Here is a 19,380-nt window from a genome sequence, read left to right as displayed (position 1 = left end):
TGCTCCTACTGTGCGACCGGAACGTCATCGGGGTGCGGATTATCACCGTAGGTGCGCTGATACGTCAGCACGCGCCAGACCAACGGCAGCCCGCCAATCTTAAAGTAGTGCTTAAACGTATTGAGCTTGCCCGGCTTCTTAAAGTCAAAGCGCGAATCGATATAGGCGCGGGGCGATTTGACCATCAGGCGCAAGTCGGTCTCGCCACGCGGATCGAACAGCGACAGATCAAAGCGACCGGCATCCCAATCGGACTTGAGCTCGGGAGAGGCCTTCTCCCAAAACTGCTCGCGTAACTCATCGACCAGGCGCTCATCATTCCAACGGTACGTATCGACCTTCATGCGCATTAAAATGCCCTGGAGCTGAGCCTTGAGCTCGGGACGTTCATCCAAAAAACGTTGCATCTCGGCATATTCGTCGCACACACAAAACACCTTGTTGGGCGAATTAACGGAGCTCTTCTCGTTATCCTGGCGATAGCACAAAATGGGGTCCGCGATAAACGCAGCACGCTCGGCGCATGCCCAGACCTTAAAGTTAAAACCCGCATCCTGATACGAAGCGCCCGGCGTGGGAAGGAAGCGAACCTGATTGTCGTTGAGGAACTCGCGCCGATAGATAGCCGACCAAATGGAAGGTTTGCGGTAGAAGATGCCCGGGCGATCGACGGGGCGATACGCGGCGCCCGTCATATGCTCGTCGATGATCCCAAACAGCTCGCGGCGCTCGCTGGGCGTGGACCAATACAGGTAAAAGTCGCCCTTTACCACATCGGCATGCTCAGCATCGGCCTTGGCGACCAGCTTTTGGAGCGAATCCTCAAACATAAAGTCATCGGACTCAAGGATGCCCACGTACTCGCCGCGCGCCATCTCCAGGCCGCGGTTCATCGAGTCGCCGTAGCCGCTGTTGGCTTTGTCAATCATCTTTACACGGGGGTCGCGCTCCATGTACTCGCGGATGATATCTGGCGAGCTATCGGTGGAGCCGTCGTTGATGCAGATGATCTCGATGTCCTTGAGCGTCTGCGCCACGGCGGAATCGAGGCACTCGCGCAGGTAGCGCTCAACATTGCAGATGGGAACAAGCAGCGAAACTTTAGGGGTATCAGAGTTCTGCAAGAGAACCTCCTGTTGGATAGCGTGTAACAGGGTTATTTTAGCAGCCGAGTTGCGGCGGGCGGCAGCGCCTGGAATTAGATAAAGCGCTCCAGGCAGGCTTTGAGACCGCGAGTCGAAAGATAGAACTGCGTGGCGTCTGCCATCGAAACGCCCGAGGTCGCCGCAACGAGCTTGTGGGCAACACGACGAACGGCACCCTTAGCAGGCATATCCGCCCACTCCGTTCCCAAAAACGTCGTGAGGTCCATGTTGACGCGAGCCGCCACGCGATGGAAGCCATCAGCATCCAAGCGCGCCAAATCAAACACGATAAGGTCCAAGAACCAGGTGATCAGCTCGCCGGGACACAGGTCCAAAAGACCGTAGGCCGCCCAGTCCTCCAAGACCTCCTCGAGCATCCTCATGTGGGAGTCAAGCTTTTTGGCGCGAGCCTCGGCACTGTTGAACTCGTGCGTCGCCGATTCGCTCTCCATCACGTAGTGGTAGAACTTGTCCGGCATGACGACGGTCCTGCGGGCAAGCGCATAAGCCGCAAATTGGAAGACGACGTCCTCGCCCAAAGCCAAACCGGGGGCGAAGCGAATGCCTTCGCGATTGAGCAGCTCGCGCGAAAAAGCCGCACGACAGGCATAGGGCTGCGCATTCGAATGGAACAGCAGTTGGGGATCACGAGCGCCGAAGGTACCGGCTTTGGGGCTCATGAGTTGCTGGACGCGTTTGGGGGCAGCATCGGCAGGTTCACAGACGCCGCCAAAAACGGCGGCCTCGGCATCTGCAGACTCCATGGCATGCAGCACGCGCTCGACCGTCTGGGCATCGATGTAATCGTCGGCATCCACAAAAAAGACGGTCTCGCCCTCGGCGGCATCGATACCGGCATTTCGAGCACACGAGACGCCCGCATTTTCCTGGTCAATCACCAGTACGCGATCGTCGGCCTGCGCGATCTGACGCAACACGTTCAACGAATCATCAGTCGAACCGTCGTTGACACACACAACCTGAATCGAGCGCTCGGACTGGGCCAGCAGCGAATCGAGGCATCGCTGAATGGAGCGCGCAGAGTTGTAAACGGGGACGACAATGGTAGCTTTAGGACGCGAGGCCTCTCCCATGCCGACCTACCCCCTTAGCGATTCGATGAGGAAGGCGGCGATCACGCCTGGGCCTCCAACCGAGGCGTAATACTTAGCACGCCCCAAGGCACCATCCGTCGCAAAACTCGGATGCTCGTCAACCCAGCCCTGAGGATCTTTGAGGATGGCAGCGAGATTCGCGCGCTTCCACGGCTTGAGGTCGTCAAGCGAAAACTCCCCCGCGTCCAAGGTCGCCTGAAATTCCTTAGCCATCTGCACCAGGAACTCCTTATAGAACTTAGGCGCCAGGCGCACATAGTTCCACATGTACGAATCGTACTTAATGAGTTGATTGAACTTGAGCATGCGCGCGACGTCATCACTTGCGTGGTCGCGGGCATAATCCTCTCGAATCCAACGCTCAATCTCGGCATACTCGGTATTGACGCAAAAGACCTTAGCCGAAGAATTGACCGAGGAATTCTCGTTGTCCTGGCGATACGACAACACGGCATCATGCAGGTAAACAGCCTTATCGGCGCACGCGATCACCTTAAAGGCGAATGACGTGTCCTGAAAGGATGCCCCCGGAGTCGGCAGGAACTTAATGCCGTTGCGCTCAAGAAAATCGCGACGGTACACGGCCGACCAAATCGATGGCTTTTGCTTAAAGAACTGCGTCGTATTGCTGGGATGCACCGGTTTGCCACAATCCCTTGCCTTAAACATCTCGTGCAGCGAACGGCGCTCCTCGGGCTTAGACCAGTAGAAATCAAAGTTCGCCTTCGCGAAGTCGGCATTATTGCTATCGGCGGCCGAGACAAGCTTTTCGAGTGCGTCGGACGCCATAAAGTCATCGGACTCCAAGATGCCCACGTACTTGCCGCGCGCCATCTCCAGACCGCGGTTCATCGAGTCGCCGTAGCCGCTGTTGGCCTTGTCGATCATCTTGACGCGCCTATCGCGCTCCATATACTCGCGAATAATCGCCGGCGAGTTGTCGGTCGACCCGTCGTTAATGCAGATGATCTCAATATCCTTGAGCGTCTGCGCCAGGGCGGAATCGAGGCACTCGCGCAGGTAGCGCTGAACATTGTAAATGGGAATAAGCAGCGACAGAACAGGGCTGCCAGAGGAATTAGTAGACAAATGTGCTCCTTAGGAAATACCTGTCGTTTCATGGTATCAAAGGGTTAGCGCGCCAGCGTGCGTTTATATAATCTATGGAGCCTCTTGCGGGCAAAGTAGCCGCACGTCATGCGGCGGGCCCGTGGCAGGTTCCTGCGTTTTATTCAAAGCTTGCCGACAAGGTGCGGTGAGCCTTTACAATAGAACAGTCCCAAGGACGTATTCGATAGCTTCCGCGCAGCGCTCGCCCGCCGCGCGTGAAAGGATATATTGCCCCATGCCTTCAACCCTTCCCGCTCCCATCGATAAGCTCGCCATCGTTGTCGTTACGTACAAGCGCCAGGAACTCCTGGCCAACCTGTTCGACTCCATGACCGAGCTCACGGCAACGCCCTGGCGCATCGTGATTGTCGATAACGAGAATTCGCGCGAGACCGAGGCCATGTGCACCGCATTCAACGAGCGCCTGGCCAGCCTGTGGGGCATCGACACCGAGCAGCCCGACGCGCAGGGCGGCACCGACCGTGTCATCTACGCCCCGCAGCTCGAAAACGGCGGCGGTGCGGGCGGCTTCTCCGCTGGCACTAAATGCGCCTACGATCTGGGGGGCCAGTGGTTCTGGGTGATGGACGACGACGTGCTCGTCATCCCCGAAGGCATCGAGCGTCTTGCCAAGTGGACCGACCGCTACGATGTCATCCAGGGTTCGCGCCTGGACTTTGACGGCGGCGCTTTCTTTTGGCAGTACCAGCTCATCCTTTCGCTCGGCATCCCTAACCCCATCGCCAAGTGGGACTTGGGGCCCGAGGGCTACCGCACCATGAACCAACTGTGCTTTGAGGGCGGCATGTTCTCGCGCCGCGTGGTCGACAAGATTGGCCTGCCCGACGCGCGCTTCTTTATCTACGGCGACGATGCCTGCTACGGCTACGTGGCCAGCCAGCACTTCCCCGCCGCCGTGGTTGCCGACGTGGTGCTCAAGCGCGCCCGCGCCGTCTCCAACTGGGATATCGCCGGCAAACGACAGCTCAACTCCACGAGCGACACCAACCGCTACTACATCATGCGCAACCGAGGCTTCCTCGCTCGCTATATGCAGATCTACGGTGACTACCACCCCATGCTGTTCCGTCTGGGCAATGCCGCGACCTTCTGCAAGGAGTTCATTCGTCTGGCAGCAGTCGACAAATGCTTTAAGACCGGCATTCCGGCGCTGCGCCGCGGCATGAAGGACGCCCGCAAGATCGTTAAGGATCCCAACTGGAAGCCCATGCCGCCCCTGAAGGACGCCGAGTAGTAAAGGGCTTTCGCCCGCCGCTACAGTCGTTGGCACACCACGGACACACGCTGACCGTCAAAGCCAAAACCCCAACGCATGCGCCCGACGGCGGGGCGCGGCACGCGGATATCATCGATGCCGTCGCGCTCTATGTCGAGCAGCGCCTGAACCGCCAACAGTTCCAGGCCCAGGGCATCGACGCCAGGGTCGTACAACATGTTGACCGTAATGAGCGGTCGCTCATCGAGCATGCCGAGCGTGTCGGCCACGTCAAACACCCGACCGGTGGGAATCACCTGGATATCCCAGCGATCCGAGACGCCACTTCGCTTGGAGCTGGGATTGCAATAGCCGGGCAGTCCAAAGCAGAGCCCCTGAAGCGCCAGATGATAGGCTGTCGGCATATCTGATTGGCCCACATCGATGCCCAGATCGCCGATAGCACAGCTCAAAGCTTGCTTTACAGTGTCCTCGTCTCCTCGACACAGCCCGTCATGGAACGAGTCGATAACTCCAACGTCCTCAACGGCGCACTCAAACCATTCCAGAATTACAAGACGGAGCGCCTGACGCACTTCGTTATTAGGCAGACGCAGGGAACGAAGGCACGCGCCGTCCTCCGAATGCCCCGTCATATCCGTCGTAAGGAATCCAGACAGATACAGCGCAGTCCAGATATCTTCGGGCTTGGCGGCATCGACCTCCTCGGCATGCATATGCACTGGCGCCTCAATAAACCCATGCGGCTCAACCAAATCGAACAATGTGGACAGGCGAATGAGATTCCAGTCGCCGACGCATGCGCCCAGACGGTCGGCGTAACAATACAGATCCGCCCGAACGGGCGCGACGCAATCGCGATGTGCGTAGTCCACCACGCGCTCCGGGCTCGAGCAATAAAAACCACCAAACAGATAGCCCTCGAGCCACTCACGCGCGTCATCCAGACAGCCGTTGCGACCGATGCAATCCAACAGCACTTGGACTTCGTCGTCCGAAAAACCGAACCATCGATCACACCAACTCGACAACGCTGTCGCCGACCGATAGGAAACCCCACGTTGGGACAACGCAAGCTCGGCAGGACCGGGGCGCTCGCCCATAAGACACGTCAATCGCAACGAGTCGCCGGCGTCGGCAATGGTGTCGAACTGCATTCGGCTGAGCGACTCTAGGGAATCCACGCTACCGTCGTCCTTAGCGTCCAAACGCTTTGGACATACCGCGTCGTAGTCGTCTATCAGAAGAACAACCTGCTCATCGAAAGCTGCCTGGAGCAGCTTGATAAGCACGCCAAGCGCCGCATCGATCTCCTTATCGCTGGCCACCCCACGCGCCGCCCTCTCGATAAGACGAACCTCACGTCTTGACAGATCAGGCGCGGCAAGCAGCGGCAGTAATCGGGCGCACTCGCGCACGACAGCCCCGCGAATTGCTGCCGCAGCACCAGCACCATGCCTCGAAGCGGCAGCTGTAAAGTCGAGCATGATGACCGGATAACTCGCGTACTCATCACGATAGCGACCGCCGCCCGCCTGCCAAATCTGGGTACCAGCGAACAGGCTTCGATCCGGCAGCCGGCGATCAGGTCGTTCCAAATAGCACTTGAGCATCGATAAATTCATGCTCTTGCCAAAACCCTTGGGCCGACAGCAAAGCGCAACAGGTGCTTCACTGTCCAATATATCGGCAATAAACATAGTCTTATCGACGAGTAAACACCGATTGATTGCATCGGAAAAGTCGTGTGCATCAACCGGTAGAGCTGCGCTATCCGCATGATTGAGCAACCGTGCACCAAACGCATGAGTAAAACCACAATTCACCTGTTCAGACACCGTAAACTCTCCTTCTAACGCAGCACGATGCCCATTGTAGCGAGCGGGTAGAGCGCAACAATATCGACATGCAAACGTTTCGGGCAGCGGTAGCAACAGACCCCCGAGGGGGCATAACAAATCGTTGCACAACAAAAAAAGGGGGGCCGATGCCGCCGCACCGGACCCCGTCCCAAACTCTTATAGAAAACGATCTGGAAGATTACTCCTCCAAGCCGTCCTCCCCAGAAGCCTTCTTCTGCTGATCGAGCTTATGCTTACCACTTACGATAGACGTAGCGCCCAGTGTGGCCAAGCTTGCACTGGCAAGGCTCGCCATCACAATCAGATCGCCCGTCTTGGGCATGTTGCCGCCCGAGGACTTGGTAGTTGTAGTCGTCGTGGTCGTGGTGGTCACCGTTTTGGAGTCATTTTGCTCTTGGACCTGGTCATCGGTGTTGCCCTTACCGCTGTCCTCGCTCTGCTGCTTTCCGTCCTCAGTCTTGCCTTTGCTCTTGTCTTTCTCCTCAGATTCAGACTTCTTATCCTCGTCCTTCTTCTGTTCGGACTTGTCGCTCTTCTCCTCAGAGCTAGAACCCTTATCGGATTCGGTCTTCTCGGAAGCCTTGTCCTTGGAGTCGCCCTTTGCGGCTTCGATCTTTTCCGTGGAAACCTGATCAGAGTTGCCCTTGTTCTGGGTCGAGCCGTTATTGACGCCAGCCATCAGCGAAGAGCCCAGCGTAGAACCAAGCTGCTCGGAGAAAGAAGGCTTCTTGTCCGGCGAAGCAACGGGAACGTCCGGCGCCTTATTCGAGTCATCCTTGGAAGCATCGGAACCAGGGGTTGCGTCAGAGCCGGAGCCGTTGTTAGAGCCGGTGCCAACGGACGAATCACTCGAGCCGGTGGATGAGCTAGAGGTGCCAGCGCCGGTCGAACCAGAAGCGTCGCTGTCCGTATTGCCGGCAGAGCTTGAAGACGAATCGCCCGCAGCAGAGCCGTTTGAATCGGAGCCGTTCGAGGTAGAGCCGTTTTTGGTAGTGCCACCAGCAGAGCCATCACCGTCAGCACCGGTCGAGGGCGCATCCATCCTGTCATCGTTGGCATCGTCGCTCGAGTCGTCATTCGAATCAGGCGTCGGCGAGGGCGCCGGCGTGGGCTCGGGCTGCACGGGCGTCGCAGCGGCAGCGGCCTCGTCCTCGGCGATATAAACCAAGCAGTCCTTCAGCTCGTTGCGGTAGCGGTTCTTCCAGCCCTCATGATACTGGGGCTGGCTCGAATACTTGGTCGCCACGTTATTGACCACACTGTTGGAAAGCGCCGTCACAAACTCGCGATCAGTCATACTGTTAGAAAGGTTTGCCCAACGGAAGAAGTCCCTGCAACCACCGGTGCCGCACATGTTGGTGATGCTCCACACCATGCCCTTAACGCAATCGGCACGGCCCGAAATATCAATGCCCAGGCCGCTCTTGAGCCACGCCTCGGTCACCGCATAGTACGAGTTGTACGCATACGCATCCTGCAGAGCCGAGAACTCAACAGGGTCGGTGTTATAAGCACCTTGGAAAGCCTCCTGCGCAATACGGCCCAACTCGGTGAGCTGGCCGTTCTCGTACATGGCATTGCTCGTGTTGGAAATCTCGCTGCCGCGATCAATCGCATCCTTGAGCATGCTGTATTTTTCGGGGTTGTAGTTGTAGGCCTGCTTCATAAACGGGATGAGCGACCAACGACGGTCGAACTGGTAATAACCCAGCGCGTTATAGCCGTCGCCATACGAAAAGCCCTGGTTATAGTTGCCATGGCTCTCGTACTTGGTAAAGTACTTCATCTCGGGGGTCACGTTAACAAACGAAACGCCCTGGACCGACCTCAGCACGCCCGAGAAGGACTGCTGGGTATAGAGACCCTTATCGATATCGGTGGCACCCGAGGCAACGCCCGGCGTGGGCTCCTCGGCAGCGGCGGGTGCCGGCACGGAAACGGCGCCAAACGAAAGCGCCAGCGTCAGGCCCGCGACAATCGCAGAATGCTTGGGCTGCATAAGATCCTCCCTGCATTGGTGTAGTTAAAGTGCAGTTTGCAAAGATAAAAATAAGTATTGCAGCTCGCCCGTTGTTGCACAACAACCCCTCGGTAAACGGCAACAACCCTCCGCGAAATCTTAAGGAATTGCGCTCAACCTACAGCTTAATGTCGAAGTTGATCTCGGGGACGGCAGCAAGGTCGGCCAACGTCACGCCGTCGACGTAGTTTTCGATCACGTCGTCCAGGCCGCGCCAGAACTTGACGGTTGAGCACAAATCGCTGCGGGTGCAGCTGTTGTCGATGCCGTCGCACGCCACGGGCGCCGTGCTGCCCTCGACAGCGCGCAGGATGTCGCCAGCACGCACCTCGGCGGGGTCCTTGGCCATCATGTAGCCACCGCCTTTGCCGCGCACGCTCTTAAGCAGGCCCGCCTTCATAAGCGGACGAACCAGCTGCTCCAAATACTTTTGCGAGATATGTTCACGGTCGGCAACCTCGCGCAAAGCAATCTTGCCCTCGGCGTCACCCAGCGCCGCGATATAGATCATTAACCGGAGGGCATAGCGGCCCTTAGAAGAAATGAGCATACCTACCCTCCCGTTGATCCTGGGACAAAATCAGGCTTGTTTGTCCCAAATCCCATGCACGCGGGGCAAACAAACCTGATTATTATGTCCCACATCTAAAAAGTCGAGTGGATTAGTCGGGTTTTCCCTTGACTAACGCAGAACCCATAGTAACTTTATTCCGAGAAGATTCCTAGGGTTTAGTACACCTATGAGTACACCATATACAGAGAGGGACAGCATGAGCGCAAATCCGCTGCTTTCCATCGAAGGTCTGACCGCCTCCGTGGACGAGAAGACCATCCTCCACAACGTCAACCTTAACGTCGCCGCCGGCGAGACCCACGTGCTGATGGGGCCCAACGGCGCCGGCAAGTCCACCCTCGGCCACCTGGTCATGGGCGACCCCGTCTATACCGTCAATGACGGCCGCATCGTCTTTGACGGCCAGGACATCACCGAGCTCACCACCGACAAGCGCTCCCGCGCAGGCCTGTTCTTGAGCTTCCAGGCTCCGGTCGAAATCCCCGGCGTGCCGCTGTCGAGCTTCCTGCGCGCCAGCATTGCCGGCCGCCCCGGCCTGGAGATGAAAGGCAAGGAGTTCCGCCGTCGCGTCAAGGAGCTCGCGGCCGAGCTCAACATGGATACCGCCTACCTCAACCGCGAGCTGGGCGTAGGCTTCTCGGGCGGCGAGAAGAAGAAGGTCGAGATGCTCCAGCTTCTGCTGCTGCAGCCCAAGCTCGCCATCCTGGACGAAACCGACTCCGGCCTGGACGTCGACGCTCTGTCCACCGTCAGCCACGGCATGGACGCCTACCGCAAGAGCTGCGACGGCTCCATGCTCATCATCACGCACAACACGCGCATCTTGGAGCACCTGGATGTCGACCGCGTCCACGTTATGGTCAAGGGCCACATCGTGCGCGAGGACGACGCCTCGCTCATCCCCTGGATCGACAAGAACGGCTTTGAGACCTTCGAGCTCGAGGCCGCCGAGCAGCGCGCCCAGGCCGAGGCCGCCGCTGCCGAGCAGCAGGCGTAAAGGGGCGACGTAATGACCAAGAACCGCACCGAGGTCGCGGACATCGACCGCAGCCTCTACGACTTCACCTATGGCGAGGAGGGATTCGAGCGCGTCGACGCCGGCATCACGCCCGACATCGTGCGCGAGATCAGCGCCAAGAAGGACGAGCCGCAGTGGATGCTCGACCTGCGCTTAAAGTCCCTCGAGATCTTCAACCGTTTTCCCGACCCGACGTGGGGCCCCTCCATCGAGGGCCTGGACATGGACAACATCGTCACATACGTCAAGCCCAACACCGACCAACAGCACGACTGGGAGTCGGTGCCCGACGACATCAAGAACACCTTTGAGCGCTTGGGCATCCCCGAGGCCGAGCGCAGCTATCTGGCGGGCGTCGGCGCACAGTACGACTCCGAGCTGGTCTACCACAACATGCAGGACACGGCGTCCAAGATGGGTATCGTCTACTCCGGCATCGAGGAGGCCCTGCACGATCCGCAGTGGGAGCCGCTCGTCCACGAGAAGTTCATGACGCTCATCCCGCCCACCGACCACAAGTTTGCGGCCCTGCACGGCGCCGTATGGTCGGGCGGCTCGTTTGTCTACGTGCCCAAGGGCACCAAGCTCGACTTCCCGCTGCAGAGCTACTTCCGCCTCAACGCCAAGGGTGCCGGCCAGTTTGAGCACACGCTCATCATCGTCGAGGACGATGCCGACCTGCACTTCATTGAGGGTTGCTCCGCTCCCAAGTACAACGTGGCCAACCTCCACGCTGGCGCCGTGGAGCTCTTTGTGGGCAAGCGTGCGCACCTGCGCTACTCGACCATCGAGAACTGGTCCAAGAATATGTACAACCTCAACACCAAGCGTGCGCGCGTGGACGAGGACGGCGACATCGAATGGATCAGCGGCTCCTTCGGCAGCCACGTAGGTTACCTCTATCCCATGAGCGTGCTCAACGGCCGCCGCGCCCGCTCGAGCTTTACCGGCATCACCTTCGCCGGCGCCGGGCAGAACCTCGACACCGGCTGCAAGGTCGTGCTCAACGCGCCCGAGACCTCGGCGACCGTCGAGACCAAGGGCATCTCCAAGAGCGGCGGCATCCAGACCTTCCGCAGCTCCATCGTGGCGACACCCAAGGCCGAGGGCTCCAAGGCAACCGTGAGCTGTCAGTCGCTCATGCTCGATGACCAGAGCCGCTCCGACACCATCCCCGCTATGGACATCCGCGCCAAGAACGTCGACATCGGCCACGAGGCCACCATCGGCCGCATCGGCGACGACAAGGTGTTCTACCTGATGAGCCGCGGCATCTCGGAGGAAGAGGCCCGCACCATGATCGTCAACGGCTTTGCTAACCCGGTCTCCAAGGAGCTGCCGCTGGAGTACGCCGTCGAGATGAACAACCTGATCAAGCTCGAGATGGAAGGAGCGATCGGATAATGAAACAGGAAACCAACGCCGCTGCTACCACGCTCGAGCAGGTCAACGCGATGCCCGCAGCAACCTGGGGCTGGTTGAAAATGAATCAGACCAAGCTCGAGCTCTCTGACGAGCTTGCCGCCGCTCCCGCGGAGGCCGTTGAGGTCGAAGGCTTGGGCGAGCAGTTTTCCGGCGCTGCCGACGCGTTTGGCACCGCCATGAACGCCATGGCCGAGCGCTTCCCCGAGCGCCGCGCCTCCGCCCCCGGTGATGCCGCCGACCGCGCCCGCATCACGCCCGAGACCGAGCTCGACGTGCCCGCCACATCCGTCTATCAGGCTGGCGCCATCAAGCTCGAGGAGGAGCTCTCCCCTGCTGAAGCCTTCGAAACCGGCATGGGCGAGGCTGCCTACGCCTACTTGGCCGAGCACGCTACCAAGCGCATCGTCATCGATGCGCCCGCATACCAGCACGCCACGGTTACCGTGCGTGTGAGCGGTGTCGATGCCGCCGCGGCCATCGCCGCCATCGACATCGTCGCTCGCCCGCACGCAACGCTCGACCTGCATATTGCCCTAGACTCTCCTGTTACCGGCGAGGGTGTCGTGGGCTCCGTGCTACGCGTGTGCGCCCACGAGTACGCCACCGTCAACGTGACCTGCACGCAGACGCTCGACGATAGCTGGATCGCGCTCGACGACACCGGCCTGTTCCTGGACGAGGGCGCGCGCGTCAACGTGCAACACACCGTCCTGGGTGCCGGCGCCAGCGCCACCGGCCTTGCCGGCGACCTGCTGGGCGATACCGCCAAGATCACCATCGATACCGATTACCTGGGCGCCCGCGAGCAGGTGCGCGACTTTAACTATGAGCTGCGCCACCGCGGTCGCAAGACCGAGTGCGAGATCGACGCCAACGGCGTGCTGACCGGCACGTCCAAGAAGGTCTACCGCGGCACCATCGACCTCGTGCACGGCTGCAAGGGTGCAACCGGTACCGAGCGCGAGACGGTGCTCTTGGCCAACAAGGGCGTCGACAACAAGACCGTTCCCGTCATCCTATGCGATGAGGACGACGTCGCCGGCAACCACGGCGCCACCATCGGTCACGTCCGCGACGAGCAGCTGTTCTATCTCGCCTGCCGCGGCCTTGACCAAAACGCCGCCGAGGACCTGTTCATCCACGCCAAGCTGGAGGACGCCGCGCTTTCCGCCACCGACGAGCGCACCCGCGCCGCCGTCGTCCGCCTGGGAAACAACCTGATCGACAACTTTGAAGAGGAGCTCGCATGATCGACACCGAGCACGTTAAATGCGACACCTGCACTGCCCCCGAGCCCATGGAGCTCGACGCCAGCGACGAGGCTTCGCGCGGCTGGCCCACCGTGGACATCGAGACCAACCCCTACAAGGGCCAGTTCCCGCTGTTCCAGCAGCACCCCGAGATCGCCTTCCTCGATAGCGCCGCCACCGCGCAGCGCCCTGCCTGTGTGCTCGACGCCGAGCGCGACTTCTACCAGCGCATGAACGCCAACCCCCTGCGCGGACTGTACTCGCTGTCCGTCGAGGCCACCGACGCCATCGCGAAGGTCCGCCAGCAGATCGCCGACCTCATCGGCGCCCCACAGGCCAACGAGGTCGTCTTCACCCGCAACACGAGCGAGTCGCTCAACCTGGTCGCCAAAAGCTTTGCGCCCACAGTGCTCGAACCGGGCGACGAGGTCGTCATCACCATCATGGAGCACCACTCGAACCTGATTCCGTGGCAGCAGGTCTGCCGCGAGACCGGCGCCAAGCTCGTCTACCTCTACCCCACCAAGACCGGCCAGCTCACCACCGAGGAGGTTCTTGCAAAGGTGGGTCCCAAGACCAAAATCCTGGCCGTGGGACAGGTCTCCAACGTGCTGGGCGTCGAGAACCCGGTCAAGAACCTCGGCAAGCTCGTGCACAAGTACGGCGGCTACCTGGTCGTCGACGGTGCGCAGTCGCTGCCGCACATGCCGGTCGATGTGGCCGACCTGGGCGCCGACTTCTTTGCCTTTAGCGCGCACAAGGCCATGGGCCCCATGGGCATCGGCGTGCTGTGGGGCAAGATGGACCTGCTCAACGCCATGCCGCCCATGCTCACCGGCGGCGAGATGATCGATTCGGTCACCGAGCAGGACGCCGTCTGGGCTCCTGTCCCCGAGAAGTTCGAGGCGGGTACGCAGGACGCCGCCGGCATCTTCGCCACGGGTGCGGCACTCGACTACCTGGTCAACACGGTGGGTTACGAGAACATCCAGACCCGCGAGCAGGCACTCGTCCACTATCTGATGGGCGAACTCATGCAGCTCGACTTTGTCCAGATCATCGGCTCCATCTATTGGGACAACCACCACGGCGTTGTGAGCTTTAACGTCAAGGGCATCCACCCGCACGACGTCGCGAGCATCATGGACATGGACGGCGTCTGCATCCGCGCCGGCCACCACTGCGCGCAGCCACTGCTCACCTGGCTGGGCGTCGAGAACCTTGCCTGCTGCCGCGCCAGCGTGGCCTTCTACAACGACAAGGCCGACATCGACAAGTTCATCGCCGGTCTGCATCACGTTTGGAGCACGTTCAATGGGTAACCTTTACACCTCCACCACATTTATGGAGCACAACTCGCACCCCGACTATAAGTACGAGATGGATGCTCCCACGCACGAGCACGACGGCATCAACCCCAGCTGCGGAGACGAGCTCACCTTGCAGTTGCGCGTCGAGAACGGCGTGATCGAGGAGGCCTCCTTTACCGGCCACGGCTGCGCCATCAGCCAGGCCAGTGCCGACATCATGGCCGACCTCATCACCGGCGAGACCGTCGAGGAGGCACGTCGCTTGGCGGGACTCTTCCTCGCCATGATCCGCGGCGAGAAGCTCTCCGAGGAGGACTTGGAAGACCTGGACGAAGCCGCCCAGCTTCAGGACATCTCGCACATGCCCGCCCGCGTCAAATGCGCCGAGCTCGCCTGGCGCACCCTCGACGGCATGCTCACGGGACAAAATAATCAGTAGTATTTGTCCCAAATCTTAAGAATTTTGTTGGCCGAATCGCTTGACAAGAGTGGTTCGGCCATTTTCTATTCCGAGCCCTCAGCCTGAGCATTCACCCGCGCATAAGCGCGCACGATACGAGAGACGGTACTCTTGCTGATTCCCGTATACCGTTCGATCTCGCGCACCGTGTAGCCGCCATCGTGCAGGGCGAAAATGATTCCGTCTCGCCGCGAGGGTGCTACGGTCTTGAGTTTGTTGAGCGGCACACCCAGGCGCTTCGCCATCTTGTCGGCAAACGCACGCCGCTCCCACTCTGTCTCATCCATATCATGAATCACCGGATCGGAACCATCGGGCATTGACAGAGAATAATCCAGAAACCCCCTGACAGACTCAAAGAGCTCGAGCACACAAGAAGGGTCCGAAAATCCCCTCGTCATATCGTTGTCATACGCTCGCAGATACTCGGCAAAGCTGCTCCACGGATAGCGCTCGATCAGGGCGATACCCGCCTCCTGCGGATTAGCATGAACATAGCGAATGGCGGCCATTAGATAACAGTCGGTATCGAGCGAGCGCCGGTCAAAACGGTTCTGGAACAGATGGCCCGTGCGCCCCGTGCGTTTATTGAACCGACGAGCGTACGTCAAAAGCAGTCGTTGCATCGCCGCGCTCATCGTGTCCTCATAATCCGAGAGTACCAGATCCACGTGATTGCCCATAAGGCACCAGGCGATAACCGTCACGCCCGCCTCGCGGCAGCACTCGCGCATCAGCTCCAAAAACTCCCACCGGTCTTCATCGCCCTCAAAGATGAGCTGCTTGCCCGTACCGCGGGCACAAACATGGTAAAAGCCGGTAACCGTTCTCCAAACGCGCTGCATGGCGCTCCCTTCGCCGGGATCTGATTGCCATCCAATACAGCACGATTGAAGCGTGCCATCAAAACATTCACGCAAAACAATACACTCGCGCGGCCAAAGGCAGTAAACGGGCGGCGAACGGCACCGTTGCAACAGGTCAGACCCCGCAACGCATACAAGAGCTGACCAAAAGTTTGCCCAAGACGAACCCCCTCTACGGAAGTTCGCGACCACAGAACATATAGTTAAACCGTTTCAATTAAAACTTCCGGACTTCTCGCTACGAAAACTGAGCCGTTCGCCGAATATTCCGTGCATTTCGCGGTATTATAGGGGCTGCATGTCATGTCCCTTTCGAAGGGTCGCCCGGCAATCGCCAGCCACGACCCCCAGACGGGACGCCAACACGATAGAGAGGAGAGGCATGCAGTACTCACAGGAAGTGGAGAACATGTGCCCCGTTGCCAAGGGTGCATACCACGGCCCCGCACCCATCCCCGAGGAGGGCAAGTGGGTCCAGGCTAAGGAGATTTCCGACATCTCCGGTCTTACGCACGGTGTGGGTTGGTGCGCACCTCAGCAGGGCGCCTGCAAGCTCACGCTGAACGTCAAGGACGGCATCATCGAGGAGGCCCTCGTTGAGACCATCGGCTGCTCGGGCATGACCCACTCTGCTGCCATGGCTTCCGAGATCCTTCCCGGTAAGACCATCCTCGAGGCCCTCAACACCGACCTCGTCTGCGACGCCATCAACGTTGCTATGCGCGAGATCTTCCTGCAGATCGTTTACGGCCGCAGCCAGACCGCGTTCTCCGAGGGCGGCCTGCCCGTGGGCGCCTCCCTCGACGACCTCGGCAAGGGCCTTCGCTCTCAGGTCGGCACCATGTTCGGCACCAAGGCCAAGGGCGCTCGTTACCTCGAGCTCGCTCAGGGCTACGTCACCCGCATGGCTCTCAACGACAAGAACGAGATCATCGCATTCGAGTTCCTGAACCTCGGCAAGTTCACCGACGCCGTCAAGGCCGGCAAGACCCCCGGGGAGGCCATCGCTGGCGCTATGGGCCACTATGGTCAGTGGGAGAACGCTGCCAAGTACATCGACCCGCGCACCGACGAGGAGACTCACTCCGTCGCCAGCGTGTTCCCGGTTCACGAGTAGATAGGGAGGGAAATAACTATGACTGTTACGTTCGAAGGTTACGAGCGCCGCGCTGACAAGATCAACAAGTGCCTCGCCGACAACGGCATCGCCTCCCTCGAGGAAGCTCTGCAGATCTGCACCGACAAGGGCTTCAACCCGCGTGAGATCGTCAACAACACCCAGTCCATCGCCTTCCAGAACGCCGAGTGGGCCTACACCCTCGGTTGCGCTCTCGCTGTCAAGCGTGGCGCCAAGACCGCTTCTGAGGCTGCCGCCATCATCGGCGAGGGCATCCAGGCCTTCACCGTTCCCGGCTCCGTCGCCGAGGACCGCAAGGTCGGTCTGGGCCACGGCAACCTGGGCGCTATGCTGCTCTCCGACGACACCGAGTGCTTCGCCTTCCTGGCTGGCCACGAGTCCTTCGCTGCCGCTGAGGGCGCTATCGGCCTGGCTCTGAACGCCAACAAGGCTCGCAAGAAGCCGCTGCGCGTTATCCTCAACGGTCTGGGCAAGGACGCCGCTCAGATCATCGCCCGCATCAACGGCTTCACCTACGTGAAGACCCAGTTCGACTACTACACGGGCGAGCTCAAGGTCGTCGAGACCATCCCCTACTCCGATGGTCCCCGCGCTGCCGTTAACTGCTACGGTTCCGACGACGTCCGCGAGGGCGTTGCCATCATGTGGCACGAGAACGTCGACATCTCGATCACCGGCAACTCCACCAACCCCACGCGCTTCCAGCACCCCGTCGCTGGCACCTACAAGAAGGAGCGCCTCGAGGCTGGCAAGAAGTACTTCTCCGTCGCTTCTGGTGGCGGCACTGGCCGTACCCTGCACCCGGACAACATGGGCGCCGGCCCTGCCTCTTACGGCATGACCGACACCATGGGCCGCATGCACTCCGACGCCCAGTTCGCCGGTTCTTCCTCCGTGCCTGCGCACGTCGACATGATGGGTCTCATCGGCATGGGCAATAACCCCATGGTCGGTGCCACCGTCGCCTGCGCTGTCGCCGTCGAGGAGGCCCTCAAGGCCTAGTCGCGCCCGCGCGATGCTCACATAGTTGAGCTTTGGAGCCGCTACCTTTTAAGGTGGCGGCTCTTTTTTTTACGCTGTCGCAGGGCAGCTAATGCCGATATATCAGTTGGGGCGAAATACGAGATGTGATGAGACGGAGCGTCAGAACGTCCATGACGCCCACCGGCCATATTTGCCCTTTACCGATTTGCCGAGTCTTTGCGGCTCCATTGCCGATCACCCATGCGACAATGCGCCGGACGAGAAAGGAATCCGATGGAATCGACTGATGTACTGGTAATTGGATCTGGCATTGCGGGCCTTTGCGCCGCCATCGAAGCGGCACGCACGGGCGCAACCGTCGCTGTGGCAAGCGCCGGCAAGACTATGAGTGGATCGAGCTTCTTCCCCGGAACCTGGGGCCTGGGGCTTATCGGACCCGTTAACGAAGACGACGAACAAGACCTCATCGATACCATCCAGACCGTTGGTGGCGGCGTTGCCGACCCTGAACTCGTCCAGACGTTCGTCCACGGCATTCCCCAGGCAATTGAATGGCTCGAGCAAGACTTGGGCGTTGAGCTTCAGCGTCCGCAAAGCGTCGAAAGCGCTCAGCAAAAGCAGTTTATCCCCTGCTTTGACCACAAGACGCGCATGTGGCGCGGCCTCACCCGCAAGCCCCTTGAGGACGCTCTGACGACCCGGATCGAGTCGCTCGGCATTCGCCTGCTCCCCCGCCATGAGCTTATCGACCTTGTTGAGGACATGAACGGCAGAATAACCGGAACCGTGCTCTACGACCTCACCGAAAATCGAATCGTGCCCTTTGCTGCCAAGGCCACGATCATCGCTGCGGGCGGCACGGGTGGCCTGTTCGAGCGCAGCCTCACTTCCGCCGATGTGCTCAGCTCTTCGCAGGCCATCGCGCTGGCGCACGGCGCAACACTTACTAATATAGAGTTCATGCAGATGATGCCCGGCTTCATCGAGCCCAAGCGCAACTTGGTCTTCAACGAGAAAACCTGGCGCTACGTACATTTTGACCAGCCGGTAGATATTGCCGACAACAAGCTGGACGACCTGCTTGAGCAACGCTCCGGATACGGTCCCTTCACTTCGCGTCTGGATTCTCGCGCTATCGACCTAGCCATCGACCAAGCGGGAGCCGAAGGCCTGGCGCTCCACTACGATTTCCCCCGCGAGGATGTCCCAGAGTTTGTGCAGACCTTTGCCACCTGGCTGCAAGACGAGCACGGCATCGCGCCGACCGACGAGATGCGCGTGGCGATGTATGCCCACGCCGCCAACGGCGGTATCAAAATCGACAAGACCGCGTACGCAGGCGTTGAGGGCCTCTACGCCTGCGGTGAGGCAACAGGCGGCATGCACGGCGCCGACCGCATCGGCGGCTTGTCGAGTGCCAATGGCATCGTGTTCGGGCGCATTGCGGGCGCATCGGCAGCCCTAGCAGCGCTGGACGCTCCTGAGGCGGCCGCACCGATGGATATCGCCCTCCCCCAGCATGGCATAGCTACAGCAGACGCCGAGCGCCTGACCCGCTGCCTCAAACGCACAATGAGTACCTACTGCATGATCAACAGGACCGAAGCGGGTCTATCCAAGGCCCTGCAACAGCTTGAAAGCCTGCAAGACGACGCAACGGCGCTGAGCAAGCCGCATGCCAACGACAGCGAAGTCGCAGCCCTTGCCCGCCTGCAATCGCAGATTCAACTAGCACGGGAAATGATCAAAGCCATGCGTAAGCGAACCGAAGGCCTCGGATCGCACTATCGAGCGAATTAAACTGGACACCTATCTAAAGCAAAACACAACTAATCGATATCAATGGGCCCCGTGAACTCGAAGTGG

General features: G+C 59.9%; 16 protein-coding genes. 9 read left to right on the top strand and 7 right to left on the bottom strand.

The features are described 5' to 3' along the window. Nucleotides 1-5: 5 nt before the first annotated feature. The 3 genes from DXA43_RS04710 to DXA43_RS04700 all read right to left on the bottom strand — a co-directional run bounded on the left by DXA43_RS04710 (nt 6) and on the right by DXA43_RS04700 (nt 3,349). Nucleotides 6-1,124 (bottom strand): glycosyltransferase family 2 protein, encoded by a 1,119-nt coding sequence (locus tag DXA43_RS04710; protein WP_158564940.1) that lies wholly within the window; start codon nt 1,122-1,124, stop codon nt 6-8. 74 nt (nt 1,125-1,198) lie between these two features. Then, on the bottom strand, nt 1,199-2,239 hold the full coding sequence (locus DXA43_RS04705) for a glycosyltransferase (RefSeq protein WP_117806404.1): 1,041 nt from the start codon (nt 2,237-2,239) through the stop codon (nt 1,199-1,201). A gap of 6 nt (nt 2,240-2,245) precedes the next feature. Beyond that, nucleotides 2,246-3,349 carry a glycosyltransferase gene (locus DXA43_RS04700; RefSeq protein ID WP_117806403.1) on the bottom strand — a complete coding sequence of 368 codons (1,104 nt, stop codon included), beginning with the start codon at nt 3,347-3,349 and terminating at the stop codon, nt 2,246-2,248. 256 nt (nt 3,350-3,605) lie between these two features. Here DXA43_RS04700 and DXA43_RS04695 point away from each other — a divergent pair, with 256 nt between their 5' ends. Then, the gene (locus DXA43_RS04695; RefSeq protein WP_117806402.1) at nt 3,606-4,625 is read left to right on the top strand and encodes a glycosyltransferase; all 1,020 of its coding nucleotides are present in this window, start codon (nt 3,606-3,608) and stop codon (nt 4,623-4,625) included. A gap of 20 nt (nt 4,626-4,645) precedes the next feature. On the opposite strand, the gene DXA43_RS04690 is transcribed toward DXA43_RS04695, so the two are convergent. The 3 genes from DXA43_RS04690 to DXA43_RS04680 form a co-directional block, all read right to left on the bottom strand. Next, entirely contained in the window at nt 4,646-6,433 is a 1,788-nt protein-coding gene (locus DXA43_RS04690) for an AAA family ATPase (protein WP_255413619.1), read from the bottom strand. 214 nt (nt 6,434-6,647) lie between these two features. Continuing rightward, nucleotides 6,648-8,468 (bottom strand): hypothetical protein, encoded by a 1,821-nt coding sequence (locus DXA43_RS04685; protein WP_117806400.1) that lies wholly within the window; start codon nt 8,466-8,468, stop codon nt 6,648-6,650. 139 nt (nt 8,469-8,607) lie between these two features. Further along, nucleotides 8,608-9,039, bottom strand: coding sequence for an Rrf2 family transcriptional regulator (locus DXA43_RS04680; protein ID WP_117806399.1), 432 nt, complete (start codon nt 9,037-9,039; stop codon nt 8,608-8,610). A gap of 220 nt (nt 9,040-9,259) precedes the next feature. On the opposite strand from DXA43_RS04680, the gene sufC reads away from it, so the two are divergent. Genes sufC through sufU form a run of 5 tightly spaced genes read left to right on the top strand, consistent with a single transcriptional unit; the run spans nt 9,260 to nt 14,505 of the window. Then, entirely contained in the window at nt 9,260-10,060 is an 801-nt protein-coding gene (gene sufC / locus DXA43_RS04675) for a Fe-S cluster assembly ATPase SufC (RefSeq protein WP_117806398.1), read from the top strand. 12 nt (nt 10,061-10,072) lie between these two features. Continuing rightward, complete coding sequence (gene sufB / locus DXA43_RS04670; protein WP_117806397.1) at nt 10,073-11,485, top strand: Fe-S cluster assembly protein SufB; 1,413 nt, start codon at nt 10,073-10,075, stop codon at nt 11,483-11,485. Continuing rightward, nucleotides 11,485-12,756 (top strand): SufD family Fe-S cluster assembly protein, encoded by a 1,272-nt coding sequence (locus tag DXA43_RS04665; RefSeq protein WP_117806396.1) that lies wholly within the window; start codon nt 11,485-11,487, stop codon nt 12,754-12,756. Before sufB ends, DXA43_RS04665 begins: the two co-directional genes overlap by 1 nt. After that, entirely contained in the window at nt 12,753-14,078 is a 1,326-nt protein-coding gene (locus DXA43_RS04660; RefSeq protein ID WP_199412243.1) for an aminotransferase class V-fold PLP-dependent enzyme, read from the top strand. Before DXA43_RS04665 ends, DXA43_RS04660 begins: the two co-directional genes overlap by 4 nt. Continuing rightward, the gene (gene sufU, locus DXA43_RS04655) at nt 14,071-14,505 is read left to right on the top strand and encodes a Fe-S cluster assembly sulfur transfer protein SufU (protein WP_117806395.1); all 435 of its coding nucleotides are present in this window, start codon (nt 14,071-14,073) and stop codon (nt 14,503-14,505) included. Before DXA43_RS04660 ends, sufU begins: the two co-directional genes overlap by 8 nt. Before the next feature lie 65 nt (nt 14,506-14,570). Here sufU and DXA43_RS04650 read toward each other — a convergent pair whose 3' ends face one another. Further along, nucleotides 14,571-15,371, bottom strand: a complete 801-nt coding sequence (locus DXA43_RS04650; protein WP_117806394.1) for a transposase — start codon at nt 15,369-15,371, stop codon at nt 14,571-14,573. 403 nt (nt 15,372-15,774) lie between these two features. Between DXA43_RS04650 and DXA43_RS04645 the strand changes: the two genes are divergently transcribed. From DXA43_RS04645 to DXA43_RS04635, 3 genes are all read left to right on the top strand, one after another. Further along, nucleotides 15,775-16,509: an iron-sulfur cluster assembly scaffold protein gene (locus DXA43_RS04645; RefSeq protein ID WP_117806393.1), complete on the top strand. Its 735-nt coding sequence runs from the start codon at nt 15,775-15,777 to the stop codon at nt 16,507-16,509. An 18-nt stretch (nt 16,510-16,527) separates the two neighbouring features. Next, the gene (locus DXA43_RS04640) at nt 16,528-17,532 is read left to right on the top strand and encodes a GGGtGRT protein (protein ID WP_055252290.1); all 1,005 of its coding nucleotides are present in this window, start codon (nt 16,528-16,530) and stop codon (nt 17,530-17,532) included. 255 nt (nt 17,533-17,787) lie between these two features. Further along, entirely contained in the window at nt 17,788-19,314 is a 1,527-nt protein-coding gene (locus tag DXA43_RS04635; RefSeq protein ID WP_117806392.1) for an FAD-dependent oxidoreductase, read from the top strand. Nucleotides 19,315-19,380: the final 66 nt, after the last annotated feature.

Origin of the sequence: Collinsella sp. OF02-10, assembly GCF_003463445.1 — a bacterium.
In the GTDB taxonomy this organism is placed as follows: Bacteria; Actinomycetota; Coriobacteriia; order Coriobacteriales; family Coriobacteriaceae; genus Collinsella.
The sequence above is the reverse complement of the archived record's forward strand: the minus strand, read 5'-3'. Positions and strand labels throughout refer to the sequence as shown.